The sequence below is a fragment of the Nitrosomonas sp. PY1 genome (genome assembly GCF_022836435.1).
Classification (GTDB): domain Bacteria; phylum Pseudomonadota; class Gammaproteobacteria; order Burkholderiales; family Nitrosomonadaceae; genus Nitrosomonas.
Window position 1 is genome coordinate 2465846 of sequence record NZ_BQXC01000001.1, and the last position, 22590, is coordinate 2488435.

The 22590-nt window shown below is 42.0% G+C and carries 25 protein-coding genes and 1 other RNA gene; 14 read left to right on the forward strand and 12 right to left on the reverse strand.

The window, feature by feature from the left end:
- Window positions 1-3: 3 nt before the first annotated feature.
- From W03_RS11460 to coxB, 4 genes are all read right to left on the reverse strand, one after another.
- Window positions 4-219, reverse strand: coding sequence for a DUF2970 domain-containing protein (locus tag W03_RS11460; RefSeq protein WP_244073454.1), 216 nt, complete (start codon window positions 217-219; stop codon window positions 4-6).
- The gene (locus W03_RS11465; protein WP_244073456.1) at window positions 216-764 is read right to left on the reverse strand and encodes a cytochrome c oxidase assembly protein; all 549 of its coding nucleotides are present in this window, start codon (window positions 762-764) and stop codon (window positions 216-218) included. The genes W03_RS11460 and W03_RS11465 overlap by 4 nt, the downstream gene beginning before the upstream one ends.
- A gap of 128 nt (window positions 765-892) precedes the next feature.
- Window positions 893-2479, reverse strand: a complete 1587-nt coding sequence (gene ctaD, locus W03_RS11470; RefSeq protein ID WP_244073458.1) for a cytochrome c oxidase subunit I — start codon at window positions 2477-2479, stop codon at window positions 893-895.
- A 21-nt stretch (window positions 2480-2500) separates the two neighbouring features.
- Entirely contained in the window at window positions 2501-3319 is an 819-nt protein-coding gene (coxB, locus tag W03_RS11475) for a cytochrome c oxidase subunit II (protein ID WP_244073460.1), read from the reverse strand.
- 508 nt (window positions 3320-3827) lie between these two features.
- On the opposite strand from coxB, the gene rpmB reads away from it, so the two are divergent.
- Both rpmB and rpmG read left to right on the forward strand, forming a co-directional pair.
- The gene (gene rpmB / locus W03_RS11480) at window positions 3828-4061 is read left to right on the forward strand and encodes a 50S ribosomal protein L28 (RefSeq protein WP_244073744.1); all 234 of its coding nucleotides are present in this window, start codon (window positions 3828-3830) and stop codon (window positions 4059-4061) included.
- A 74-nt stretch (window positions 4062-4135) separates the two neighbouring features.
- On the forward strand, window positions 4136-4291 hold the full coding sequence (gene rpmG / locus W03_RS11485; protein ID WP_244073462.1) for a 50S ribosomal protein L33: 156 nt from the start codon (window positions 4136-4138) through the stop codon (window positions 4289-4291).
- Window positions 4292-4372: 81 nt separating this feature from the next.
- On the opposite strand, the gene W03_RS11490 is transcribed toward rpmG, so the two are convergent.
- The 6 genes from W03_RS11490 to mutM form a co-directional block, all read right to left on the reverse strand.
- The gene (locus W03_RS11490) at window positions 4373-5569 is read right to left on the reverse strand and encodes a fatty acid desaturase (RefSeq protein ID WP_244073463.1); all 1197 of its coding nucleotides are present in this window, start codon (window positions 5567-5569) and stop codon (window positions 4373-4375) included.
- A 351-nt stretch (window positions 5570-5920) separates the two neighbouring features.
- Window positions 5921-6367: a phosphohistidine phosphatase SixA gene (gene sixA / locus W03_RS11495; RefSeq protein ID WP_244073471.1), complete on the reverse strand. Its 447-nt coding sequence runs from the start codon at window positions 6365-6367 to the stop codon at window positions 5921-5923.
- A gap of 36 nt (window positions 6368-6403) precedes the next feature.
- Window positions 6404-6706 carry a DUF167 domain-containing protein gene (locus tag W03_RS11500; RefSeq protein WP_244073472.1) on the reverse strand — a complete coding sequence of 101 codons (303 nt, stop codon included), beginning with the start codon at window positions 6704-6706 and terminating at the stop codon, window positions 6404-6406.
- Window positions 6707-6722: 16 nt separating this feature from the next.
- Window positions 6723-7295, reverse strand: coding sequence for a YggT family protein (locus tag W03_RS11505; RefSeq protein WP_244073473.1), 573 nt, complete (start codon window positions 7293-7295; stop codon window positions 6723-6725).
- 78 nt (window positions 7296-7373) lie between these two features.
- Entirely contained in the window at window positions 7374-8186 is an 813-nt protein-coding gene (proC, locus tag W03_RS11510; RefSeq protein WP_244073474.1) for a pyrroline-5-carboxylate reductase, read from the reverse strand.
- A gap of 55 nt (window positions 8187-8241) precedes the next feature.
- Window positions 8242-9072, reverse strand: coding sequence for a bifunctional DNA-formamidopyrimidine glycosylase/DNA-(apurinic or apyrimidinic site) lyase (mutM, locus tag W03_RS11515; protein ID WP_244073475.1), 831 nt, complete (start codon window positions 9070-9072; stop codon window positions 8242-8244).
- A 502-nt stretch (window positions 9073-9574) separates the two neighbouring features.
- On the opposite strand from mutM, the gene W03_RS11520 reads away from it, so the two are divergent.
- The 10 genes from W03_RS11520 to W03_RS11565 all read left to right on the forward strand — a co-directional run bounded on the left by W03_RS11520 (window position 9575) and on the right by W03_RS11565 (window position 16235).
- Window positions 9575-10243, forward strand: coding sequence for an OmpA family protein (locus tag W03_RS11520; protein WP_244073476.1), 669 nt, complete (start codon window positions 9575-9577; stop codon window positions 10241-10243).
- 143 nt (window positions 10244-10386) lie between these two features.
- Window positions 10387-11100: a bifunctional 2-polyprenyl-6-hydroxyphenol methylase/3-demethylubiquinol 3-O-methyltransferase UbiG gene (gene ubiG, locus W03_RS11525; RefSeq protein ID WP_244073477.1), complete on the forward strand. Its 714-nt coding sequence runs from the start codon at window positions 10387-10389 to the stop codon at window positions 11098-11100.
- 30 nt (window positions 11101-11130) lie between these two features.
- Window positions 11131-11778, forward strand: a complete 648-nt coding sequence (locus W03_RS11530) for an HAD family hydrolase (protein WP_244073478.1) — start codon at window positions 11131-11133, stop codon at window positions 11776-11778.
- Window positions 11779-11869: 91 nt separating this feature from the next.
- Window positions 11870-12230: a transfer-messenger RNA gene (gene ssrA / locus W03_RS11535) on the forward strand.
- Between the two features lie 137 nt (window positions 12231-12367).
- Window positions 12368-14056: a replication endonuclease gene (locus W03_RS11540; RefSeq protein ID WP_244073479.1), complete on the forward strand. Its 1689-nt coding sequence runs from the start codon at window positions 12368-12370 to the stop codon at window positions 14054-14056.
- Between the two features lie 22 nt (window positions 14057-14078).
- Complete coding sequence (locus W03_RS11545) at window positions 14079-14315, forward strand: hypothetical protein (RefSeq protein ID WP_244073480.1); 237 nt, start codon at window positions 14079-14081, stop codon at window positions 14313-14315.
- Between the two features lie 68 nt (window positions 14316-14383).
- Complete coding sequence (locus W03_RS11550; RefSeq protein ID WP_244073481.1) at window positions 14384-14797, forward strand: hypothetical protein; 414 nt, start codon at window positions 14384-14386, stop codon at window positions 14795-14797.
- Window positions 14794-14988 carry a MerR family transcriptional regulator gene (locus W03_RS11555; RefSeq protein WP_244073482.1) on the forward strand — a complete coding sequence of 65 codons (195 nt, stop codon included), beginning with the start codon at window positions 14794-14796 and terminating at the stop codon, window positions 14986-14988. Before W03_RS11550 ends, W03_RS11555 begins: the two co-directional genes overlap by 4 nt.
- Window positions 14964-16049: a tyrosine-type recombinase/integrase gene (locus W03_RS11560; RefSeq protein ID WP_244073483.1), complete on the forward strand. Its 1086-nt coding sequence runs from the start codon at window positions 14964-14966 to the stop codon at window positions 16047-16049. The genes W03_RS11555 and W03_RS11560 overlap by 25 nt, the downstream gene beginning before the upstream one ends.
- A gap of 9 nt (window positions 16050-16058) precedes the next feature.
- Window positions 16059-16235, forward strand: coding sequence for a hypothetical protein (locus tag W03_RS11565; protein ID WP_244073484.1), 177 nt, complete (start codon window positions 16059-16061; stop codon window positions 16233-16235).
- Between the two features lie 329 nt (window positions 16236-16564).
- Here the strand turns inward: W03_RS11565 and W03_RS11570 are convergent, their stop codons facing one another.
- Entirely contained in the window at window positions 16565-18163 is a 1599-nt protein-coding gene (locus W03_RS11570; RefSeq protein WP_244073485.1) for an RNA-directed DNA polymerase, read from the reverse strand.
- 476 nt (window positions 18164-18639) lie between these two features.
- Window positions 18640-20382 carry a SulP family inorganic anion transporter gene (locus tag W03_RS11575; protein ID WP_244073486.1) on the reverse strand — a complete coding sequence of 581 codons (1743 nt, stop codon included), beginning with the start codon at window positions 20380-20382 and terminating at the stop codon, window positions 18640-18642.
- A gap of 286 nt (window positions 20383-20668) precedes the next feature.
- On the opposite strand from W03_RS11575, the gene W03_RS11580 reads away from it, so the two are divergent.
- Both W03_RS11580 and W03_RS11585 read left to right on the forward strand, forming a co-directional pair.
- On the forward strand, window positions 20669-21217 hold the full coding sequence (locus tag W03_RS11580) for an OsmC family protein (protein ID WP_244073487.1): 549 nt from the start codon (window positions 20669-20671) through the stop codon (window positions 21215-21217).
- Between the two features lie 127 nt (window positions 21218-21344).
- Window positions 21345-22532 carry an NAD(P)/FAD-dependent oxidoreductase gene (locus W03_RS11585; protein WP_244073488.1) on the forward strand — a complete coding sequence of 396 codons (1188 nt, stop codon included), beginning with the start codon at window positions 21345-21347 and terminating at the stop codon, window positions 22530-22532.
- Window positions 22533-22590: the final 58 nt, after the last annotated feature.

Below are 22590 nucleotides of genomic sequence, written 5' to 3' on the forward strand. Positions count from 1 at the left end.
TTTCTAACTAACAACCAATCTCACTACCAGCATTACACACAAAACAAACAATATAGCTCCAATAATTCCACCAATAATAACTTGTGCGGGAGTCAATGATTCCGCATCAGATTCCAGATCGCTTTTTTTTCTGATGCCCATAAAAGCAAACATCACAGCTTTAGCGATTTTCCAGACATCAACCTTTCTTTGCTTTTGCTCAATATTATTATTCGTCATTTTCTAACTGCACTAGCACCATCTGGCAATTCAAAAAAAGTATAAGAGATCGTTACCGTGTGTATCTCTGAGGGCAAATCCGGTTCAATAACAAACTGAACCGGCATTTGCCTTGTTTCATTTGGCTTTAGCACCTGTTTTGTAAAACAAAAACATTCAAATTTCTTCAAGAATTTTTCCAGATTGCGTGGACTATAACTCGGTATTGCTTGTCCATTAATTTCACGATCTGAATTATTAGTAATCTCATACATCACATCGACAGGTTCACCGGGATGAATCTTCACACTAGATTGAAGCGGCTTGAATTGCCATGGCAAACCCCTTGTATTGGCATCAAGCTCTACAGTTACCCAACGTGCTTCATCTACCCGATTTTCTTTAGCCCGAACATCCGGCTGCAGCAAATTATTCACTCCGGTCACTTCACAAAACTTCTCATAGAATGGCACCAGCGCAAAACCAAATACAAACATAATTAATGAAAAAACTAACAACTTTTTTTTCATTAAATTATTTGCTTTTGTATCAGTATTACTCACCATTCTTTCAATATCACCGTTAAATAAATCGCTGCAACCATAATCAACAAAAAGATTGCTGTTTTATATTTACCACGACCTCTTTTTGTTTCTGTTTCTTGTGACGTCATTACTTTTCTCTTTTCTTACCTTTAATTTACAACAGGTGGTTTCTCAAAACTGTGGTAAGGTGCTGGCGATGGCAAGTGTGTCCATTCCAATGTCGTAGCACCATCCCATGGTTTCTGAGGCGCTTTTTCTCCACTACGAATACAACTAATCATAATATACAGAAAAAGAAGCTGCGTTAAACCAAATCCAAATGCTCCGATGCTAGAAACCATATTAAAATCTGCGAATTGCAAATTGTAGTCAGGAATTCTACGAGGCATACCCGCTAAGCCCAAGAAGTGCTGCACGAAGAAGGTCAGATTAAAGAAGAACATGGACAACCAAAAATGCCATTTACCCAATGTTTCGTTATACATGCGACCGGTCCATTTTGGTATCCAATAATATGCGCCGGCAAATAGTGCAAACAATGCGCCTGATACCAACACATAATGGAAATGCGCAATCACATAATAGGTATCTTGAACTTGAATATCAATCGGTACAATTGCACAAATTACACCACTGAATCCACCAATTACAAATAAGAATATAAAACCTATCGCAAATAACATAGGTGTTTCAAATGTCATCGAACCTTGCCACATCGTAGCAGTCCAGTTAAACACCTTAACACCTGTCGGTACAGCAATTAACATGGTTGCGTACATGAAAAACAATTGTCCTACTGTAGGCATACCAGCTGTAAACATATGATGCGCCCAAACCACACAAGACAGAATTGCAATTGAAGCGGTCGCATAAACCATTGATGAGTAGCCAAAAAGCGGTTTTCTAGCGAATGTTGGAATAATTTCCGAAACAATTCCAAATGCTGGCAATATCATAATATAAACTTCAGGATGTCCGAAGAACCAGAAAACATGTTGGAATAACACTGGATCTCCACCCCCCGCAGCATTAAAGAAACTAGTGCCGAAATGTCGATCAGTTAGCAACATTGTTACTGTACCCGCCAACACAGGCATTACCAGCACCAACAGATATGCGGTGATCAACCATGTCCACACAAACATTGGCATTTTCATTAATGTCATGCCCGGTGCACGCATATTCAAAATGGTTGTAATAATATTGATAGATCCCATGATCGAAGAAGCACCCAAGATATGCACTGCAAATATCATCAGATCCACTCCTAGACCGCCCTGCGTAGAAAGCGGCGGATAGAATGTCCATCCACCCGCTGCAGCGCCACCAGGCACGAAGAAAGAGCTAACTAGCAATGTCGCTGCCACTGGCAACAACCAAAAACTCCAGTTATTCATTCGCGCAAACGCCATATCTGGAGCGCCAATCATCAAAGGCACTTGCCAGTTAGCAAACCCCACGAACGCAGGCATGATTGCACCAAAAACCATAATCAATCCATGCAACGTCGTAAACTGATTAAACAATTCCGGTTCCAGTATTTGAATACCTGGCTGAAATAATTCAGCGCGAATTCCCATCGCCAGAAAACCGCCCACCAGAAACATTGTAAAACTGAACCATAAATACATCGAACCAATATCTTTATGGTTAGTCGTAGTAACCCAACGCATTATTCCACTGGGATGATGATCATCGTGTCCGTGACTATGTGCGTCACCATGTACTGCTGCCATAGCTATCTCCTTTTAACCTAATTACTTATTTTCGACATGCATTGATGTTTTAATTGCTGATGTATTTTGGGCACTCACCCATTTCGTATAATCACCAGCCTCCATCACTTCTACCACAATCGGCATGAACCCATGGTCTTTACCACACAATTCAGCACATTGACCACGATAGATACCTGGCTTGTCGGCCGTGAACCAAGTGTCACGAATAAACCCCGGAACAGCATCTTGTTTAATACCTAATGCAGGCACCCACCAAGCATGAATCACATCATTTGCCGTCAAGATAATACGAACTTTTTTACCCACAGGAACCACAACGCGATTATCAACCTCTAACAAATAATCCTTACCCTTGGCTTCCTTATTCTCGACTTGAGCTTTAGGGGTTGACAGCTTACTAAAGAAACTAATTCCCTCGCCCTCACCTTGAAGGTAATCATAACCCCACATCCATTGATAACCGGTAGCTTTAATGGTCATGTCTGGACTTGATGTATCTTTCATCGCTATGACTGTCTTTGTTGCTGGCAAAGCCATCACAACCAGAATAGCAACTGGTATTGCAGTCCAAATAATTTCCACAATAGTACTATGATGAAAATTTGCCGCTTTATAACCTAGAGATTTGCGATGTTTCAGAACCGAATAAAACATCACTCCAAATACAGCTATAAAAATGGCCAAACAAATCCACATCAGCACAATATGCTGATCATAGATATCCTTCGCAATGACACTCTGAGGCTCGGGTAAATTATATTTAGACCCTATCGCCATGCCTGAATACAAAGCGAGAGCGAACACCCCGGTCAGGGCTACTACCGATTTACTTCTCATATTTTCCCCCACATGATTACTGATTTACAGACCCTAGGCTCAACTGTGGCGTTTGTTTGTTTCTAACGCTCACCTGTTACAGCCAGTATACGGAAGCCATATATAACAATCTTGCTTTACAACTATTAGGATTGACGGTTATTAAATTTCTTTGGCTCAATTCCATTATTATCCGCAACTTAGATTTTCTTAGTCATGGATATCATCCATACCCTAATTAATCGAACGGAAATTCTAGCATGCTGACGTCACCCTAACAAGGGAAAATCATGATTTTTATAGCAATAATCCATGACTATAAAATGGTATTGCCACTCATTATCCCCACGTTTAAAGTCATTTTTGGGGACTTGACTCAATATCTATTTTCATGACCTACCATGCCATGTTTATCACCTTTAATTTTCTGGTGCCACAAAAAACCCTCCCCATACCAATCTCACCAACAATTCATCCAGATCATGATATACTGCTCAGTTCGAAGATTTTCTACGGATCAAAAGTTAAAATGGCAAGAATATGCGAAGTAACTCAAAAAAAACCAATGTCTGGTCACAATGTTTCTCATGCAAACAATAAAACCAAGAGACGATTTCTACCGAATCTCCAACACCGTAAATTTTGGGTTGAAAGTGAAAATCGCTGGATTAACCTTCGTTTATCGAATGCCGCGCTACGTACGATAGACAAAAACGGCATTGACACGGTACTGGCTAAATTACATATCAACAAATATAAGTAATTTACTTGTCTATTTGTTATTTTTAATTTCTTCTTCTTGATTCTTTCTTAAGAGAACAATGTAAAGGATTTGCAATGCGTGAAAAAATAAAACTTGAGTCTTCTGCAGGAACAGGGCATTTTTATACAACGACCAAAAATAAGCGAGCTAAGCCAGAAAAGTTAGAAATCAAAAAATTTGATCCGGTAGTTCGTAAACATGTCATTTATAAAGAGACAAAACTAAAATAGCTTAACTTCCCTTCTCTTGATTTAAATAAAAAGAGGCCCGTAAAAACGAGCCTCTTTTTATTCTCCGCGACCGCTTAGAAACTAAGCATAGCAACGTAGGCTTTGCGAGAATGTTCTTAATACCTCAATCCCACTTTCCTCTGCACGTTTGCACCAATCCTCCAATTGTTTTACCAATTCCTCGGTCGATGCGGTTGAACGCTGCCAAATTCCAATCAGTTCTTCACGCATTATATACATCTTATCCAACTCTCTCGCCTGCGTGCTACTTAAAACCTGACTCAATTTTTCCTTTTCATGCGCATGCAATGTTCTTGAATCCGCCATTACCCAACGCTTTAGCGTTGGTTTATCAATACCATACTCCGCAATAGCTCCTTTCAATCCATCCATCTCTTTCGTAAAAGCTTGCTGCAACGATTTAGTATATTTTGCAAGCACTTCGTAGCGGTGAGAAATAACTGCCTGCAATGTATCTAAGTCACAACATTCTTTTTGTTTATTCATTCGCAGCTTAGGCGCTGTTTTTTTAACTTTTGCCAAACCAAATACTTGCAAAATACAAATATAAAGCCAACCAATGTCAAATTCATACCACTTATTGGACAATCGAGCAGATGTTGCAAAAGCATGATGATTATTGTGCAATTCCTCACCCCCTATCAAAATTCCCCAGGGAACAATGTTTCTACTTGCATCTTCCGCTTGAAAATTACGATAGCCCCAGTAATGTCCAACACCATTAATAACACCAGCAGCAAAAATTGGTGCCCATAACATTTGCACTGCCCATATAGTAATACCAATTGGACCAAATAGAATCACATCAATGATCAGCATTAACGCAACACCCTTTGCACTATGCTTGCTATAAACATTACGCTCCACCCAATCATCAGGGGTACCGTATCCATATCGATCCAAAGTTTCTTGGTTTTTTGCTTCCGCCCTATATAGCTCAGAGCCCTCCAGCAATACCTTTTTAATGCCCACAACCACGGGACTATGAGGATCAGCCTCAGTTTCACACTTAGCATGGTGCTTACGATGAATCGCTGTCCATTGTTTTGTTACCATGCCCGTCGTCAACCACAACCAAAAGCGAAAAAAATGACTCGCTATAGGATGCAATTCGAGCGCACGATGCGCAGAATGGCGATGTAAGTAAATCGTAATACTCGCTATTGTTATATGTGTCATAATCAATGTAACGACAACATACCCCCACCAAGGCATATCTACAACGCCCGACAATAAATGAAGAAAATCCGAAATCATTTCACGAAGATCCTTTTAAATAATTCTTAATACTTAATAATCGACCCTGTTTCTATAAACCACACCAGAGCTATTCGAGTCACCCATTAACTACATTTACCCGACAAAAGCTCTGCTCTGTAGAAACTCTAGGCTATTGTTGAGTATGCCAATAACATTTTTAATTCATTTTTATCATAATGCATAATCCCACGCTCATTATGAAATAATCATTCGCTTCCGTTTACCCTTACTAATCTGATAAATTCTAATCGAACTATTCTACATTGATCTTTTCTCTTATAGAAAAAATCGTCAGGGTTAAAATCCCCTTAATTAACCTAATTAGAGTATAGAATTCAATAAATAAAATTACAACATATCCGGATACATTACCATTTTCAGCAACGGCTCAATATCATTTTCATCTTTTTTTATCCACCATACCGAAGATTTCTTAACTTTTAACCCGGCTGGCACATCACGAATCAAATGATGAACGACTTCCCCTAGCGTTGGCTGATGACCAACAATTATCACCGCGCCTTGCTTGTTTGGCCAATCAGCCGCCGATAGAATATCTTGAGCGGTTGCGCCTGGCGCTATGGGATCAATGACTTTAAGATCAAACTCAAGCATTGCAGCAGTCTGCCGCGTACGACTGGTTGGACTAACAAGTACCTCCGTATTTTCCGGTAACCTAGTCCTAAGCCAGTCAGCAATTTGTTTAGCTTGAGTTTTTCCTTTTTCAGTTAATTGTCTTGCAGAATCCGGAAAACCTTCTTCAGCTTCGGCATGACGCCATAAAATTAATTCCATAAATTAATTACAAATATATTAATGCCTGTACATTAATCAAGTGGCTATTCTCTCATCATACAGCACATTAGGATTTAGTCCAGGCTTGCGAATCAGTAATACTTTCTGTCTCGATTTGTTTCCTTCCTTTATTTCTATTTGACTGATTGGAACTTGAAAGCAATCAGCAAGAAACCTCACTAAACATTTATTCGCCCTTCCATCGATTGGTAAGACCGCAAGCTTTATTTTCAGATTCCCAGCATGCAATCCGGTAACAGCCGTATTTTTAGCACCGGGCTGTATATACAATTTCAGAATTAAATGGCTTGAATTGTCGTACCGATACCAATTCACCATAACTTAAACAAACAGGTTAAATCATTGTAGTAATTTCTCGATGAATTTCCATCACTATCATTAATAAAACTTGAATGATAATAAGAGCAAAAAGAGGCGATAAATCTACATTTGCCACGAGCGGAATACGATTACGAAAAACATTTAGAAATGGGGAAGTAAGGCCATCTAATAAAGGTGCTAATGGGCTATGCGGATTAATCCACGATAAAATAGCTTGTAAGATAATAGCAATCAAAATAATGTAAAGCGACATCTTAACAATTTCCACCATACCCAATAACAGCATACCAGGCAGTGCCGTTTCCATATTAACGCTAAAATCATAGCCTTGTAACATAAAGGTACCGAACAAAATAACGCATTCCAGTAACCACGCCAGTAATAACGATGACAGATCGATGCCCCCCCATCCGGGAATAAACCTTCGCATCGGCCGCACCATGAAACCGGTAACAGCAACAAGGAATTGTGAAATCGGGTGGCGGTATGGAAGACGAAAAAACTGGAAATAAAAACGTAACAGCAAAGCTAATGAGAAGAAACCGATTACTGTGTTCAGCAAGAAAACAAAAATTTGATTAGACATAAACGCTTCCTGAAAAATAATACCCAGCAAAGAATATAATACTCATTTACATTACACAGCTTCTAACACCGTATTCCTTCATAGATTGCTATATTCATCGCTTATTTGACAAGAGCGTTGCGCAGCAGAATGAACAGCCATTAAAATTTTTTCTTGAACATTCTCTTGCTCCATTGTTCTGATAGCCTGCTCAGTTGTTCCACCTTTTGAAGTCACCTGCGCGCGCAAAACAGCGGTATCTTTATCACTCAAGCTTGCCAGTTTGCTCGCACCAACAAAAGTTTGCAAACTCAGTTGCCTGGCTTTTTCAGGTGACAAACCCAAATCAATAGCGGCTTTCTGCAAAGATTCAATAAAATAAAAAACATAAGCAGGTCCACTACCAGAAATCGCTGTAACCGCATGCAGCATATCTTCATTTTCAACCCAGAGCGTTAGACCTACCGCCGTCAGTATCGACTCTGCAATCTTTCTATCTTCTTCATTCACATTTGCAGCAGCATACAATCCAGTCATTCCGCATTGTATAGATGAAGGCGTATTTGGCATTGCACGGACTATCCGAAAATACCCTTCCAGCCAACGCTCAATATCACCAACACAAATTCCAGCAACAATTGAAATAATGAGTTGATGCTTTAAAAAAGGAGAAAGCTGTTGCGTCAAATCATGCAAGTGCTGTGGCTTAACGGATAACACAATCACGTCAGTATCAATCACTCCACTTTCAAGATCAGCCAGCGCAGACACCCCAAATGTATCTTTAATCTTTTCGCGGTTTTCTGCATTTATTTCTACCACATGAAGTTGTTTTGCCAAATAGCCCTGCTGCAATAATCCATTGATTAACGCAGAAGCCATGTTGCCGCCTCCAATGAATGTAATATTCATAGTTATCAAGATTTCCTTTCCATTCTAGAATAACCAACGAAACATTATGATTATTCTAATGTTGGCATTTTGTACAATAAAAACTGGAACGTTGGCCTTGTTTCGTTTGCTTGATTATATGAGTACACTTTTTGCAATTCTGATCGCCACGCGCATATACCCAATATTGATACTGAAAATATCCTTTATTGCCATTGCTATTAACAAAATCACGCAAAGAACTACCACCAGCTGCAATAGCCTGCTTTAGAAGTATTTTAATCGTATCAACCAATTTTTCATAACGTTTCAAACCAATTCTTCCCGCTGCTATTTTGGGATTAATTCCCGCCAAAAACAACGCCTCATTCGCATAAATATTTCCGACGCCAACCACAATTTGATTATTCATCAGTGTTTGTTTGATATTTACGCGCGATCCTCGAGTTTGTTCAATCAAATAGCTTGCATTGAAGTTTTCCGTGAGTGGCTCGGGTCCCAAGCTCCTCAAAAGTGGATGTTGTAAGACATCCCCTTCATGCCACAACACAGCTCCGAAACGTCTAGGATCCCGCAATCTCAATATCGTTTGATCGTGTAATACTATATCAAAGTGATCGTGCTTTTCCGGCAAATCAATAGAAGCATTTCTTTTGCCTTGTAATATCCGCAAACTTCCCGACATTCCCAAATGAATCAGTAATGTTCCTATACGACAGTCGAACAGCAAAAATTTTGCCCGCCTTGAAATGTTTTGAATGATCATCCCAGGTAATATCAACGGAAGATTATCAGGTATCGGCCAGCGCAATCGCGGATTTCTTATAACAATCTGCTCGATAGAACGCCCTTCCAAATAAGGTGCAATACCTAACCGAGTAACCTCAACTTCGGGAAGCTCTGGCATATGTTTCGATCACGCTAAAATTTGGAACTTAATAAATGAACAAACTACTACCCTATACACAAAAAATTTAAGTAGTTTATAGATACTAGAACAAAAACTCATATATTGAGAAAAAATACAAAGTTCCTGCATACTTTTAATGCTCTTCTATCATTCTAAAAACGAATATTTGTCAATTCTAATAAACAAAATCAATTTGTTATAAAATATTACTGTATTGGAAGATTGTAAAAAACCAATCAATATTCCCTCTGTTGTTTTGCGTATACTATTCTTCACCTTATCGAATAAAAAAATTTGGCTAGTTTCCAAATCGACACAAACAACCAAATTCGTTGCAATTTAGCAACACCCCACCTAAGAAAAACAACAAATTATCGTATAATTGAACAATGAAAAGCACGAAGTAGTACAATCAGGCTGACACTAAAATACTCAATGCAGCTCTCATACACGTTAATAGTAATTTTAGAATCGTATTTTTATTTTAAAGGACAACAGCATGAAGAAAATGTCTATCCCAAAAACACTCATTGGAATGACTTTCATACCAATGTTACTTTCCGGAGCCATTGTAGCGCAAGCTGCCATGCAATCGGGTGTCGACCAAGATCCTTCCTTAAACAAAATCGACGCATATGCGGTTGATGATCGCGGCATAGTCACCAGAAATACAACTGGTTTGTGCTGGCGAACTGGCTATTGGACACCTGCCATAGCCATTCCAGAATGCGATCCCGAGCTATTCAAAAAACCTGAGGTTGCGGTAGCTCCACCACCGCCTGTATCTAAAAAAGTTACTTTCTCGGCGGATGCTTTGTTTGATTTTGATAAAGACACCTTAAAGCCAAATGGAATTCGTTCATTGGATGAGTTTATAAGTGGGATTCACACAGTCAGATATGAGCGCATACATGTAGAAGGCCACGCGGATCGTATTGGTTCTGATGAATATAATCATCGACTTTCTCACAGACGTGCTGATGCAGTAAAAGCATATCTGGTATCGAAAGGAGTTGATCCAGCAAAAATTACAGTTGAGGGCAAAGGGGAAGCCAACCCAGTAACCGGTCATACTTGTGACGGCATTAGAAATAGCAAAGAGCTAAAACAATGTCTTGCACCTGATCGTCGGGTTGATATTGATACAACAGGAATACAGCAACAGTAGTTTTTTTATAAAAAACCCTCTGCTTCGGCAGGGGGTTTTTTATTTAATGCGTTTCTTTCTACATACGACGTGAATGCATCCCCTAAGATACTTAGAGACCTCGTATAAAATCAAATCGCTTGTCGATTCCAGGATCAAAAAATATGAATCATTACGATGGAGACAGAACTAACGCTGATCCACTCGAACTAGAGAAATTTAGTCAATTAGCTCATCGCTGGTGGGATCCAAATAGTGAATTCAAACCACTGCATGAGATCAATCCACTTCGCCTCAATTATATTGATGAATTAGCCGGGCTCTTCGAAAAAAAGGTTCTTGATGTAGGTTGCGGTGGTGGCATCTTATCAGAAGGCATGGCATCCAAAGGCGCTCACGTTACCGGTATCGATCTCGGCGAGAAAACACTTAAAGTTGCGAAGCTTCACTTACTTGAAAGTAAATATCGAATTGACTATCGCAAGGTCGCTGTTGAATCTTTAGCAAAAGAACAACCGCATCAATTCGATGTAGTGACCTGTATGGAAATGCTTGAACATGTACCAGATTCAATGAGCGTAATTCGTGCCTGTGCTGAGCTTGTCAAACCAGGTGGTTGGGTATTCTTTTCAACGATCAACCGCAATCCAAAATCCTACCTGTTTGCCATCATTGGTGCAGAGTATCTGCTAAAACTACTGCCACGTGGCACGCACGATTACGCAAAATTTATCAAACCTTCCGAACTTGCGCGCATGGCACGTAATGCAAACTTAACTGATGCAAAGCTAATCGGCATGACCTATAATCCAATCAGCAAAACCTATGCGCTAGAAAATGATACCGATGTTAACTACATCATGGCTTATCGCGGCTAGTTTCAAGTCTCACCACAATACTTCGTCACAATGATCAAGGCTGTTTTGTTTGATTTTGATGGAACTCTGGCCGATACAGCCCCAGACCTTGGTTATGCACTGAATCAACAGCGTATCATACGCGGATTACCTGAATTAGCCATTGAACAAATTCGTCCAATTGCATCGGCCGGATCACGTGGACTTCTTGAGCTCGGCTTTAACATTAAACCCGGTCACCATAATTACGAAGCCATGCGTGATGAATTTCTGGGTTTCTATACACGACGACTATGCCACGATACACGTCTATTTCCCGGTGTCAGTGAATTATTAGAGCAATTACGGCTCCGTAATCTTCCTTGGGGTATTGTCACCAACAAGCCAGCACGTTTTACTCGACCACTCTTAAAAATACTAGGACTCGACCAGCAAACTGCCTGTGTCATTTGCGGCGATGAAGTCAATCATACCAAACCGCATCCTGAATCCCTACTTAAAGCCAGTGAACATATAAACATCATCCCGGAAGAATGCCTTTACTTAGGAGACGACATACGAGATGTTCACGCCAGCCTAGCTGCGGGTATTCTTCCGATCGTTGCTCGCTATGGTTACTTAGGAGGGAAAGAACCGCCAGAAAAATGGGGCGCGAAATATTTGATCGACCACCCTCACGAATTACTTGCCTATTTATAGGTTTATATATTTATCAGCGCTTCGGTCAAATCTGCTAAAATGACAAGGAAGATTTGAACCTTTCAATCTCATCATTATCAAAACAAACGCCGGGGACGATCTGGTTTCGACGTGGGTTGCAAAGCAGCGCAGGGCATACCGAGGATCAGATTACCTCGTAAATCCATCTGAAAACAATAGTCGCAAACGACGAAAACTACGCTTTAGCCGCTTAATTCGGCTAGCCTCTGCACCGATGGGCCTCAACGCCGGGTCTGGCAACAGACAGCAGAGTCACTAACGAGGATCGCGTTCCGTAGGGTCACTTTACAGAACGTTAAACAATAGGTGACTCGCCTGTCATCAGCTTGCCAATTGGCGGTTGCCAGGTTAAAACAAATAATATGGCTAAGTATGTAGAACTGTCTGTAGAGGGCTTGCGGACGCGGGTTCGATTCCCGCCGTCTCCACCAAACACCGGTCTAACCCAGACCACTCAGGATCGACTAAGACCAAGATAAAACAAGGTCTTAGTTCAAATCCATCAAACGCACCATCAGTCTCGGTAGGTCTGCATTGGCCTCAGTTGTGGCACAAAAATGACACAAAATTGCCACAAGTCGTTTTTTCCGATGAGCGCACTGTCGCTTACGGCACAGAAGATTGTCATCGCATGCGGCGGCACATTTTCACTGAACTTTATCCGATTACCGGGGATTTAGCGGTTCGCTATGTAAAAACTGCTGAACGTGAAAGTTTCGAACAAGCCAACTTTGAATTGCAAGATATTTACCATCAGCTACGCATTGCGGATTTAAACCTATGCGCTGACAGTGAAGAATTATTCAAAATGGCCATACGGCTCGCCAACAAATGCGACACAGCAAGACAGCGTACACTATCCCCTATCAATGCCTATGAAACATGTAGCCGCATAGTTGGTTTTTACCAAATCAAAGCGCCCTGCATCAAAGACGATAATCCGGAACCGGCTTTGAATAGAATGTGCAGTCCAGGCTGGTGGAACCGTCGCATCCACATATTGCGACTGCGCAAAATCGAGACTATCGCCCGCAATATCGAACTAGTCAACCGCTTGCGTGGCACCTATGCCAGCGACTATACCGTGCATGTTAAGCGCAAACAAAAGGAACGAAACCGTGAGTATCTAGCCACAAACTTCGTAAGCAACCAGAACGGCGAGATTTTTTCCCTGCAAAACCTAGCCGACCGTTCGGTATCCAATCCAGTCGTTCGTCGCACCGAATTAATGACACGCATCCGTGGTTTTGAAATGGTCGCGGAACACCTGGGACACGTCGGAGAATTCTATACGCTCACCACACCTTCCCGCATGCACGCCTGTTTGCATACCGGCAGGGCGAATCCAAACCATGACGGCACCACTGTATTGCAAGCGCATGAATACTTAGTCCACCTTTGGGCATTGATCCGCGCCGAACTCGATAGGCAAAATATTCACCCTTATGGTTTCCGTGTAGTCGAACCGCATCATGACGGCACACCGCATTGGCACCTGTTGCTGTTCATACCAGAAATGCACCGTGAAGCCACGCGCGCAATCATGCGTCATTATGCACTGATGGATAGCGGTAATGAACCGGGCGCACTGAAACGTCGCTTCGAAGCTGTACCCATCGATCCAGCGAAAGGCTCTGCTACTGGCTATATAGCCAAGTATATTTCCAAAAATATCGATGGTTATAAACTGGAACAAGATTTATATGGCAACCCTGCCGCCAGTGCCGCCGAACGCATTACAGCATGGGCCAATACCTGGGGTATTCGTCAGTTTCAGCAAATTGGTGGTCCGAGTGTCACGGTTTGGCGTCAGCTGAGAAAACTGGACAAAACCGAAGACCCCGAATTAGAAACTATCCGGAAATCAGCAACCGCCAGTGACTGGGCGGCCTTTATGTTGGCGATGGGCGATCCTGAGACTTCACATCGTTCGCATTGTATCCGGCCATTTTATGACGAATCCAAACGACTCAATCCTCTCACCGGAGAGATTTATTCTCCTGCAACTAGTCGCTATGGCGATGCCGTCCCACTTCGGGCGACGGGTATTGTCTGGAAAGGCAAAAACTATAGCACTCGTAAGCATGTTTGGATGCTCTTGAAAGTCGATAGCGAGGACGTGACATTACGGAGCGAGGCGCAAGCCGAGCGCACGTCATGTCACGACGCAGCTGTTTCCCTTGGACTTGTATCAATAACTGTACCGCCCCCTTTTTATGATCAGAAAATCATCCATGAGAAACCAACGCAACACTAAAAATCATTCGATAAAAGACATCATGAATCCATTTACATTAGATGAAGCCGTTTCCTTGATTTACCACCTTGCTGTTTTAAAAAAACATGTACTTCAGCCTGGCCAGAAATACAGCATCACGCAAATCGGTCATATCTGTGGCGTTCTAACGCTCAACGACCAGATTGAGATTGCCATTAAGTTTCACGATGGGATGCGGCAATTTACCAAAGAGGAGTTTTATTCGCAGGTAACGCTTCTGGATAACCAGGACAAATGACATATTGACTGTCATAAACCATAGTGTATTATCAGCATCACTATTAACTATGGAAGTTACTATTTATTATGACAGACGATATCAAAAGAATCCTTGTTCTGAATGAAGCAACTGAACAAAAGATTTTGCAGCATATGCAGGAATTTCGTGGTGTAGGCAATACACTTGAAAGTGCGCTAGGTGCGCTAATACTTGGCCAGTTTTTTGGCTGGCGTGTTTTAAAGATACTCCACAACCCAGCCACTTACCGCAAATATGAAAAAGTGCTGGGCGTGGAATTCAAAGACATTTGTCCGGAAATTACTGAGTTCGGCAAGAAAAAGAGCGTTGGCTATGCCATCACTGAAAAGCTCGGCAGTTTCTGGGCAGTCGTCATGGGCAAACGCAAAGTAGCAGATAAAGGAAAAATTGGCGATCACGAAGAAGTAAAACGTCACGTTGCTGAACATGTTGCCAGTATCGATAAGGGAGAGAAAAAATGACTCACTCCGAACACATGCTGGTAACTGTCAAGAAATTTGCCGAACTCACGGGACTATCTGAAGAAGCCATCCGGCAATATATGAAGAAAGGACAATGGAGAAAGAAAATTCACTGGGACAAAGCGCCAAACGGTCGAATCTTCATCATCATAAAGGCAGCTTACGCGTGGATACAAGGCACAGAGGCATAACGATTCGCGGCAATAGCGCCCAGATCGCCTTCACTTACCAGGGCGTGCGCTGCCGCGAGTTAATACCCATACCACCAACAAAAACCGCACAAAAGGAACTGGCGCTTAAACTGCAATCTATCAAGTACGAAATCAAGACCGGTACTTTCGATTACAACCGGCATTTTCCGTACAGCAAGAAAGCCAAGGAATTCCTCAAAAAGCGCCCTGATCGTTACACGATCAAGGAAGCTCTTATTAACTGGTTGCGCCACAATCAAGCCAACCTGCAAAAAAGCACACTCCAAGACTATAACAGCGCCATCTATCATCATCTGATCCCGATATTTGGCGATCTCGCCATTGCTGAATTAACGGCTAGCAAAGTCAAAGAATGGCTTTCTGAACTTCCCTGCTCAAACAAACGTAAAGGCAATATCTTAACGCCGCTACGCCAGACCTTTGAAGAACTGTATCACGATGAAATCATCGACAAAAACCCGCTCACCCGGGTCAAAAACTTGCCCAACAAAGCCCGCGAGCCTGAACCGTTCACGCAAGAAGAAATAACAAGAATTCTCAACGAACTCACTGGTCAGGCAAAGAACCTGATTCAGTTCGCATTTTATTCAGGTCTCAGAACTTCAGAATTAATTGCTCTACGTTGGCAAGATGTCGACTTTGATAACAATCGGGTATTTGTAAGACAGGCTTATGTCAGAGGGCAACTGAAAAGCACCAAAACCAAATCCGGAAAACGAGAAGTCACCCTGCAACCACAAGCCAAAGAAGCGTTGTTCAATCAAAAAACTTTCACTAAACAACAAAATGAAACCGTTTTTCACGATCCACACACCAATCAACCATGGAGAAACGATCAACCTATTCGCAAAAGAATCTGGATTCCAGCACTGAAGCAAGCAAACATCAAATACCGCAATCCCTACCAGACCCGCCACACTTTCGCCTCGACATTACTTTCAAGAGGTGAAAAACCTCTCTGGGTAGCCCAACAAATGGGACACAAAGATTGGAGCATGATTATTAAGGTTTATGGGCGGTGGATTCCACAATCGAAATAATTACCAAAAATGGATATCAATCCTATAAAAACCGATGTTGATTACCACGCTGCACTAAAAGAAGTGGAAGAACTCATGATGGCCGAACCCAACACACCGGAAGGTAAAAAACTGGATATCCTGGTTACACTGATAGAAACCTATGAGCACAAACATTTTCTACTCGATCTATCCAATCCTACCTAAGCCATTAAATCTAAAGTGGAGAAAAGATTTGGCGATCAAAAATCTTGAACTAATGCACTGAAAAAGCAATCACGCCCATGAAATCTTAAATCACAAACGAGCATCAATGCCCTGAACAATTCAGAAGTTACGTTATAAACTTGATATCGCTGCGGAGTCAGTAATAAAAAATCCATCCAAATTTTCTACTGCAACTTCTACGCAATCCCGATTTTTGACCTTCATGCCTCACCAGCCCAGGTAAATCGAGTAACTAGCTTAATACAGTTTTGGTTTGATTCTTATGCATCCACAACACTAGAATGTGGTGGCAGGTGCCAATGCTGATTTTAGGGAATTACCAAGAACTTTATGCCCATTTCTTTCAGTTTTGCTAGAAACTGCTGGTCATTGCCTTCCAGGTCTTTCTCAGTCCACTGTTGGTAGGCAAGTAACCAGTTCTTTGCTATTTCCCTCTTGCTTTTACTATTCTTTAATTTTTCGGATCGATCTTTGAGAGCACTTTTAACTTCCTCTAAATTGTTGATATTAGCATATTCCAATAGAACAACATTTGTTAAGCAATCATCCAGCGAAATTATTTCAGATAGCTTTTCTTCTGTAATGTCGAGCGTTATTTTATATCTTAGTGCGTAATAAATGGCATGAGCGATAGCGTCTGGGTACAGCTTTTGAAGCCCTAGCTTTATTAACGATGAACTAAATTTGGCAATCACTTCAAGTTGATTACGACATGGATACTTTTCGAAAACAAATTTATCAAGCAGTGGCGCCAAGTACGGATATGCGAGAGCGAGATTGACTGCCGCTTGTGTGTACATACGCTTTGCCCTTTCGTTCAATTTGTTTCCATCATTTTTACCTGACAGAGTTTTAATTGCGTAGTTTAATGGCGTCGATTTTCCTAGCGTATGTGCGCAATCTAAAGCAAGATCAAGATATGAGCCTATCGTCGAAAACTTTATTTCTCCTGAATTTGGAAATGTAAAGGTGTTTAATCGATGAATCCAGTTCTCAGTGCTTGCTCGGGGCAGTTCTAGGATCTGTGTCTTCTTGTCATTTATTGACATTTCAAATTCGCGTAGAGACATACCAAGGTCTTTGAGAAAACGCTCGGCCTCTTTGTGGCTTTTGGCATAATAGGTGTAATCGTCAATGTGCCTTGACACCTCGCTATAACCCTTACTTTGAAGATTGCAATCAATTTTTGTAAGCACAATTTCCGAGATAACATTTGATGAATGCGGTCCGATCAGGAGACCATTTGTCTGTCTATCTCGGATGCTCTGAGTTACCTTATCGAGGAAATTGCCTGATAGGGCTGTTATTTTACTTTTCTTTTTTGCTTCTTCTTTCCCATGTAAAGCCCAAGGAATGGAGTGAGTGTATATGCTTGGGAAGCAACTAGCTATGTCGGCTTTGACTAAATATTTTGCACTTGCCATCCACTCTAACTCTTTCTCCTCTATTTCGAATTTTTCACAGCCTTTGTAATTCATTTCGAATACACGCTCATTTCCAATGTGGCGTACATATATCCGGGTAAATTGAGGTTGTGGTTTATTACAGTGTTCAAATATCTCACCCCAGTGTTGCGAAATGCCTAAAACCTGGATTGCGTATGCAGCAGGATGAGGAATACCCAAATGCCTTGGCACATTTATATCTCGCAATGCCTCGTATCTAATGTAATCGCTGGAATATTTTTCTATCGTTTCTTTAAGCTTTTTTTCATTTTTGTCATTGATGTCATCGGCCAGCAATTCTTTTGCCGCCGCGGCGAGGCCAACGGAGGTGAAACAAGGTGGAACTTTTTCGGAAAATAGACCAAAGTCGAGAAGCCCTTTTATGAGGTCTTCCGCGCTCAACTTTTCTTCTGTAGAAAAAGCACATTCGATGGGTGTGTTTAATAGTCTTTTGAGATCCATAGTAATTTTTCTTTTTGGCTTCCTTGCATCATAAGATAGCAGTTTTTAAAGAATTTTTCTGTAAGAAAAATCACACCAGTAATTAAGCTCAATTCGTCCTTCTCAAAGAATATATCGGGCTGTCCTCCGGAGCCATGCGTCGCTCTCACCGCAAGATGAGCGGCGCATGGATTTGGAGGATAGCCTCAAATGACTGTCCTCTGGTGAATGCAGAGCTTGGTTTTAACGAGAAAGCATTTGACGTAGCAATGTGTCGCAGTAGCTTGCGACACAAACCAGTTCTCGAACTCTTCTTGCCGCCTTAACTAAATGAGTTTAAAATGATTTATTGGTTTTTAAGAATTTGATTGAAATACACAAAAATGACACAACAACGTCACAGGAAAATGACAAATGATTGATATCTTTGAAAGAGGCCAAGGTTCGATTCCCGCCATCCGTAAGAAAACCGCATAGCGTAATCTCTCTCATCGACTTCATTCTGGTTTCGTAGTTAAGGGTGCATCAGCCGGAATTAGCTGGCTATATCGATCCCTCATGCTGGTTAGTGTGTATGCAGCGACCACATCATCTAATGAATTAAAGAAAGCATTCTTTCCAAATAATTCTAGTATCTTGTGTTGCTTATCTTCATTAAAATCGTTTCTCATTTGAGAAACGACCAAATGAATTTCTTTCTTCTTCAGCAAGCTAGCAAGCGACCTCAAAGTTTCTGTCGCAGTATAATCCACATCAGAAATTGCGGAAGCATCGATACAAAACCAGCGTAACGGTGGATTCTGGTCCTGTATGAGCGCTTCTATTTCTCTGGATAGCTGCGATGCGTTAGCGTAATAAATATTGTGCGTGAAACGGTAAATCATTAATCCTGGAACAGCTTGCATTTTACTGGCCACCGGGTGAGCTATCCAACGGCTGTCTTCAGTATACTCCAATACTATATTTTTGGGCCGGTAGCCATGCCTGGTATGCTCAATGAGCGAAAGTACCATTGCCAGCATGACGCCTTGTTCGATTCCGACAAATATAACCATTAGCGTCGTAATGAGTGCTATCCAGAATTCTGATGGCTCTTCTTCAAGGATATCCAGCATTTTACGGAATTTGATCAAATCCATACCGGTCAAGAAAACAATCACTGCCAAGACACATTCAGGCATATAAGCCAATGGCTCAGTTAGAAAAAGCAAAACCAGAATAACGACACCCGCCGCCACTAGGTGTGTTAGCTGAGTGCGCCCCCCTGCGCTATCCACGATCTGAGTTTTCGTGGGGCTACCGGCCACGACAAATGTCCCGGATAGACCTGCACCAATGTTTGCCAGCGCCAAGCCATTCAGATCGGCGTTCTGATCAAGCGGTTGATTATGGCGTGCAGCATAAACCCGCGAAGTCGCGGCGCTTTGAGCAAGAATAACGAGAAACATAGAGAAAGCGATGGGTAAGAGCTTATGAACAAGACTCCAATCCCAATTAACTTGCGGCAACGAGAAATGAGGCAAGCCGCTTGGAATAGAACCGACAAGATGCATGGAAGCGCCAAAATCGAAAACCCAGCTCGCAGCTATCGCGCCTATGACGGCAATCAAGGCGCCGGGAATATGTTCCGAGATTCTTTTTGTGACCAGAATAAATAAGAGTACCACAAGCGCAACGCTCAGCGCACTGTAATTAATCTGACTAATTTGTTGTACATCAATCCAGATTTGTTGCAGCGTTCCATGGCCTCCACCCTTGAGACCCAGCATACTTGAGATCTGCCCTAATGCTACTTGTATGCCTACGCCAGTTAGAAAACCAATAAGTACCGAGCGTGACAAAAAGTCGGCCAAAAAAGCCAGACCGATAATTCGCGCCAAGATAAGAAGGGCCGCTGCCATAAGCGCAAGAATTCCAGCCAGCGCCAGGTATTCATCGGTTCCGATGCTTGCAATGCCAATAAGACCAGCAGCAAGAATAGCTGCCGTTGCCGAGTCAGCACCAACCACCAAGAGACGAGATCCCCCTACTAACGCAAATAATAGCACCGGTAGAAGCATCGTGTAGAGGCCGGTAATGACCGGAGTACCGGCGATCTTTGAATACCCTATATTTACTGGTATCGCTAAAGCAGCAAGTGTGAGTCCGGCAATAACTTCCGTTGGAATTTGAGGAATCTTGATTGGCAACAGGCCCTGGCCAATTTTTAAAAAAGGCAATTTTGGAAAAATTTTTTTCACGAGTGTTATCAAACTACAGCAGATCGATCAATAAAATACTCCGCTCTATGGGTAGCAGAAATTTTCTTATTTTAATATAACGGTTGAGATTGTTGAATCAGCAGCATCAATAAGTATATCATTTTTAATACAATTATATGATTACTAATGTTAACCATATGGATAGACCGATCGGTATACTTTTTCTAATAAATACGCTAGAATGACGAACAACCAATCGCATATTCTTACAAACGGATGAAAGGTTGATTACCGCCATCCGTGCTTATTATGGAGATCTCCAGCTATGATTAATTTAGCTACCAATATTGTTGTGAACGGACTCGACTCGAACCGGATGCGAGCTGTTCTTGATTCAATCAAAGCGGATAGTCAAGGTGACATCGCTAATCCGAGATTCCAAACAACAGTAGCATGGGATAGCGGTTATCACAGCACGGCACGTGTCACCGATGGTCAATCAGTCATTTCCGATGAGCCCAAGCGGTATGGCGGCGAAGAAGTCGGTGTTACGCCGGAAGATTTACTGTTGGCTGCCATCGGTTCCTGCTTAGTCAATACTTACATTGCTGCATTATCGGCTGCCCATATCAATGTGGAATTCCTGCGAATAAATGTTTCAGGTCGTGTCAATTTTCGGACTGCTTTTGGTTTAGAAGCTGGCGCACCAGGCTACGAAGCAATCAAGATCGCAGTCGATATACAAACCGACGCCCCAACAAAGAAAGTGACTGAGCTCATGGAAAAAGCGTTTCCAGCAGCACCTATTCCTGACACGATTATGCGGCCAGTGCCGATCAATGTTGATATCGTTCATCATTCTGAGAAAGAGTAAGTACATTCATCTTGAATGCATCATTCAGATATCAGACTTAATGAAAGACGTTCGTAGCACGAATTATATATTCATGCGATTCACATTTTTGTGCGTCATCTTTTACATAAACAAACAATAATTGACTATGAAACATAACGACATACATGATGTGATAGTGGTCGGTGCTGGTCCGGCTGGATTGTCGGCTGCATATGAACTAACCAGAATTGGTCTAAATCCACTGGTACTGGAGCGCACACCAGCAGTCGGAGATGTTTGGCGTAATCATTATGATGGCGTATGTTTGAATTCTGGTCGTTATTTTTCCGCATTATCGGGTAGCAAGTTTCCTCTATCCGCTGGTTCTTGGCCTTCGCGTGAAGAGGTAGTACGACTTTTGGAGACATTTCCCTCGCGTGGAGGATTTACGGTTCAGACCAGCATTGATATTGCGCAAGTCAATTATGATCGTGAGCGAAATCTCTGGATTGTTACCAGTAGCGACGGTAAACATTTTGAATCGCGCTGTGTTGTTATGGCAGTGGGCAGTTGCCGCATTCCAATAATTCCTAAATGGGATGGCCTGGAATCTTTTACGGGCGAGATTATTCACTCCTCAAAATTTAAGAGTGCCAAAGACTTTACCGGCAAGCATGTATTGGTAGTAGGCACTGGAAACTCCGCTGCCGAAATTGCCAGTAGGTTAACTAAGTACGCTAGTTCAGTCATCGTATCAGGTAGAACGCCACCCCATATTCTGCCTAAAAGTATTTTCGGAATCCCGCTAATCGCAATTGGCGTGTGGACAAGGCATTGGCCCGCTGCTGCGGTAGATCGCATATTGAATTTTCTACAACGAACGATGGTTGGAGATTTGAGTGCATACGGCCTTCCTTATCCAAACATGCCGCTCTCCCAGCAATTCGATATCAACAATGTCGTACCGATTCTTTACCGTCCTTTTGTTGACGATGTTCGTGCAGGCCGAATCAAAATAGTGGGACCGATCCAGGAAATTACCGGACAAGCTGTGCATGTTCTAAGCACTATGACAGCTTCTCCGAATGGCGAACAAACACTGACTACACTGGAACCTGATGTCATCATCGCAGGAACAGGATTTCGCACCGGTATTTCTAAATTGGTTCAAATTCCCGGTATCGCTGACGAGAAAGATCGATCGCTTATCTCGGGCGACCAAGAATATAAAGATGCACCTCGTCTTTATTTTATCGGACAAATCAATCCATTAAGCGGCCTGCTGCGGGAGATACGCCTTGAAGCCGAGAGAATCGCAAAAAAAATTCAGCAACAACTAAAAGAAAGACGATAATGAAACTTTTCTATCATATTCTTCTACCACCCTGAGAAAGAGAAACGCACTCGAGCTT

Bases quoted from the DNA above. Each gene is read 5' to 3' on its own strand.
- rpmG (WP_244073462.1), top strand. From the start codon at position 4,136: ATGCGTGAAAAAATAAAACTTGAGTCTTCTGCAGGAACAGGGCATTTT.
- W03_RS11500 (WP_244073472.1), bottom strand. From the start codon at position 6,706: ATGGTGAATTGGTATCGGTACGACAATTCAAGCCATTTAATTCTGAAA.
- sixA (WP_244073471.1), bottom strand. From the start codon at position 6,367: ATGGAATTAATTTTATGGCGTCATGCCGAAGCTGAAGAAGGTTTTCCG.
- W03_RS11585 (WP_244073488.1), top strand. From the start codon at position 21,345: ATGAAACATAACGACATACATGATGTGATAGTGGTCGGTGCTGGTCCG.
- coxB (WP_244073460.1), bottom strand. From the start codon at position 3,319: ATGAGAAGTAAATCGGTAGTAGCCCTGACCGGGGTGTTCGCTCTCGCT.
- W03_RS11460 (WP_244073454.1), bottom strand. From the start codon at position 219: ATGACGAATAATAATATTGAGCAAAAGCAAAGAAAGGTTGATGTCTGG.
- W03_RS11520 (WP_244073476.1), top strand. From the start codon at position 9,575: ATGAAGAAAATGTCTATCCCAAAAACACTCATTGGAATGACTTTCATA.
- W03_RS11550 (WP_244073481.1), top strand. From the start codon at position 14,384: ATGACAGACGATATCAAAAGAATCCTTGTTCTGAATGAAGCAACTGAA.
- mutM (WP_244073475.1), bottom strand. From the start codon at position 9,072: ATGCCAGAGCTTCCCGAAGTTGAGGTTACTCGGTTAGGTATTGCACCT.
- rpmB (WP_244073744.1), top strand. From the start codon at position 3,828: ATGGCAAGAATATGCGAAGTAACTCAAAAAAAACCAATGTCTGGTCAC.
- W03_RS11570 (WP_244073485.1), bottom strand. From the start codon at position 18,163: ATGGATCTCAAAAGACTATTAAACACACCCATCGAATGTGCTTTTTCT.
- ubiG (WP_244073477.1), top strand. From the start codon at position 10,387: ATGAATCATTACGATGGAGACAGAACTAACGCTGATCCACTCGAACTA.
- W03_RS11565 (WP_244073484.1), top strand. From the start codon at position 16,059: ATGGATATCAATCCTATAAAAACCGATGTTGATTACCACGCTGCACTA.
- W03_RS11490 (WP_244073463.1), bottom strand. From the start codon at position 5,569: ATGATTTCGGATTTTCTTCATTTATTGTCGGGCGTTGTAGATATGCCT.
- W03_RS11545 (WP_244073480.1), top strand. From the start codon at position 14,079: ATGAATCCATTTACATTAGATGAAGCCGTTTCCTTGATTTACCACCTT.
- proC (WP_244073474.1), bottom strand. From the start codon at position 8,186: ATGAATATTACATTCATTGGAGGCGGCAACATGGCTTCTGCGTTAATC.
- W03_RS11530 (WP_244073478.1), top strand. From the start codon at position 11,131: ATGATCAAGGCTGTTTTGTTTGATTTTGATGGAACTCTGGCCGATACA.
- W03_RS11555 (WP_244073482.1), top strand. From the start codon at position 14,794: ATGACTCACTCCGAACACATGCTGGTAACTGTCAAGAAATTTGCCGAA.
- W03_RS11580 (WP_244073487.1), top strand. From the start codon at position 20,669: ATGATTAATTTAGCTACCAATATTGTTGTGAACGGACTCGACTCGAAC.
- W03_RS11505 (WP_244073473.1), bottom strand. From the start codon at position 7,295: ATGTCTAATCAAATTTTTGTTTTCTTGCTGAACACAGTAATCGGTTTC.
- W03_RS11465 (WP_244073456.1), bottom strand. From the start codon at position 764: ATGGTGAGTAATACTGATACAAAAGCAAATAATTTAATGAAAAAAAAG.
- ctaD (WP_244073458.1), bottom strand. From the start codon at position 2,479: ATGGCAGCAGTACATGGTGACGCACATAGTCACGGACACGATGATCAT.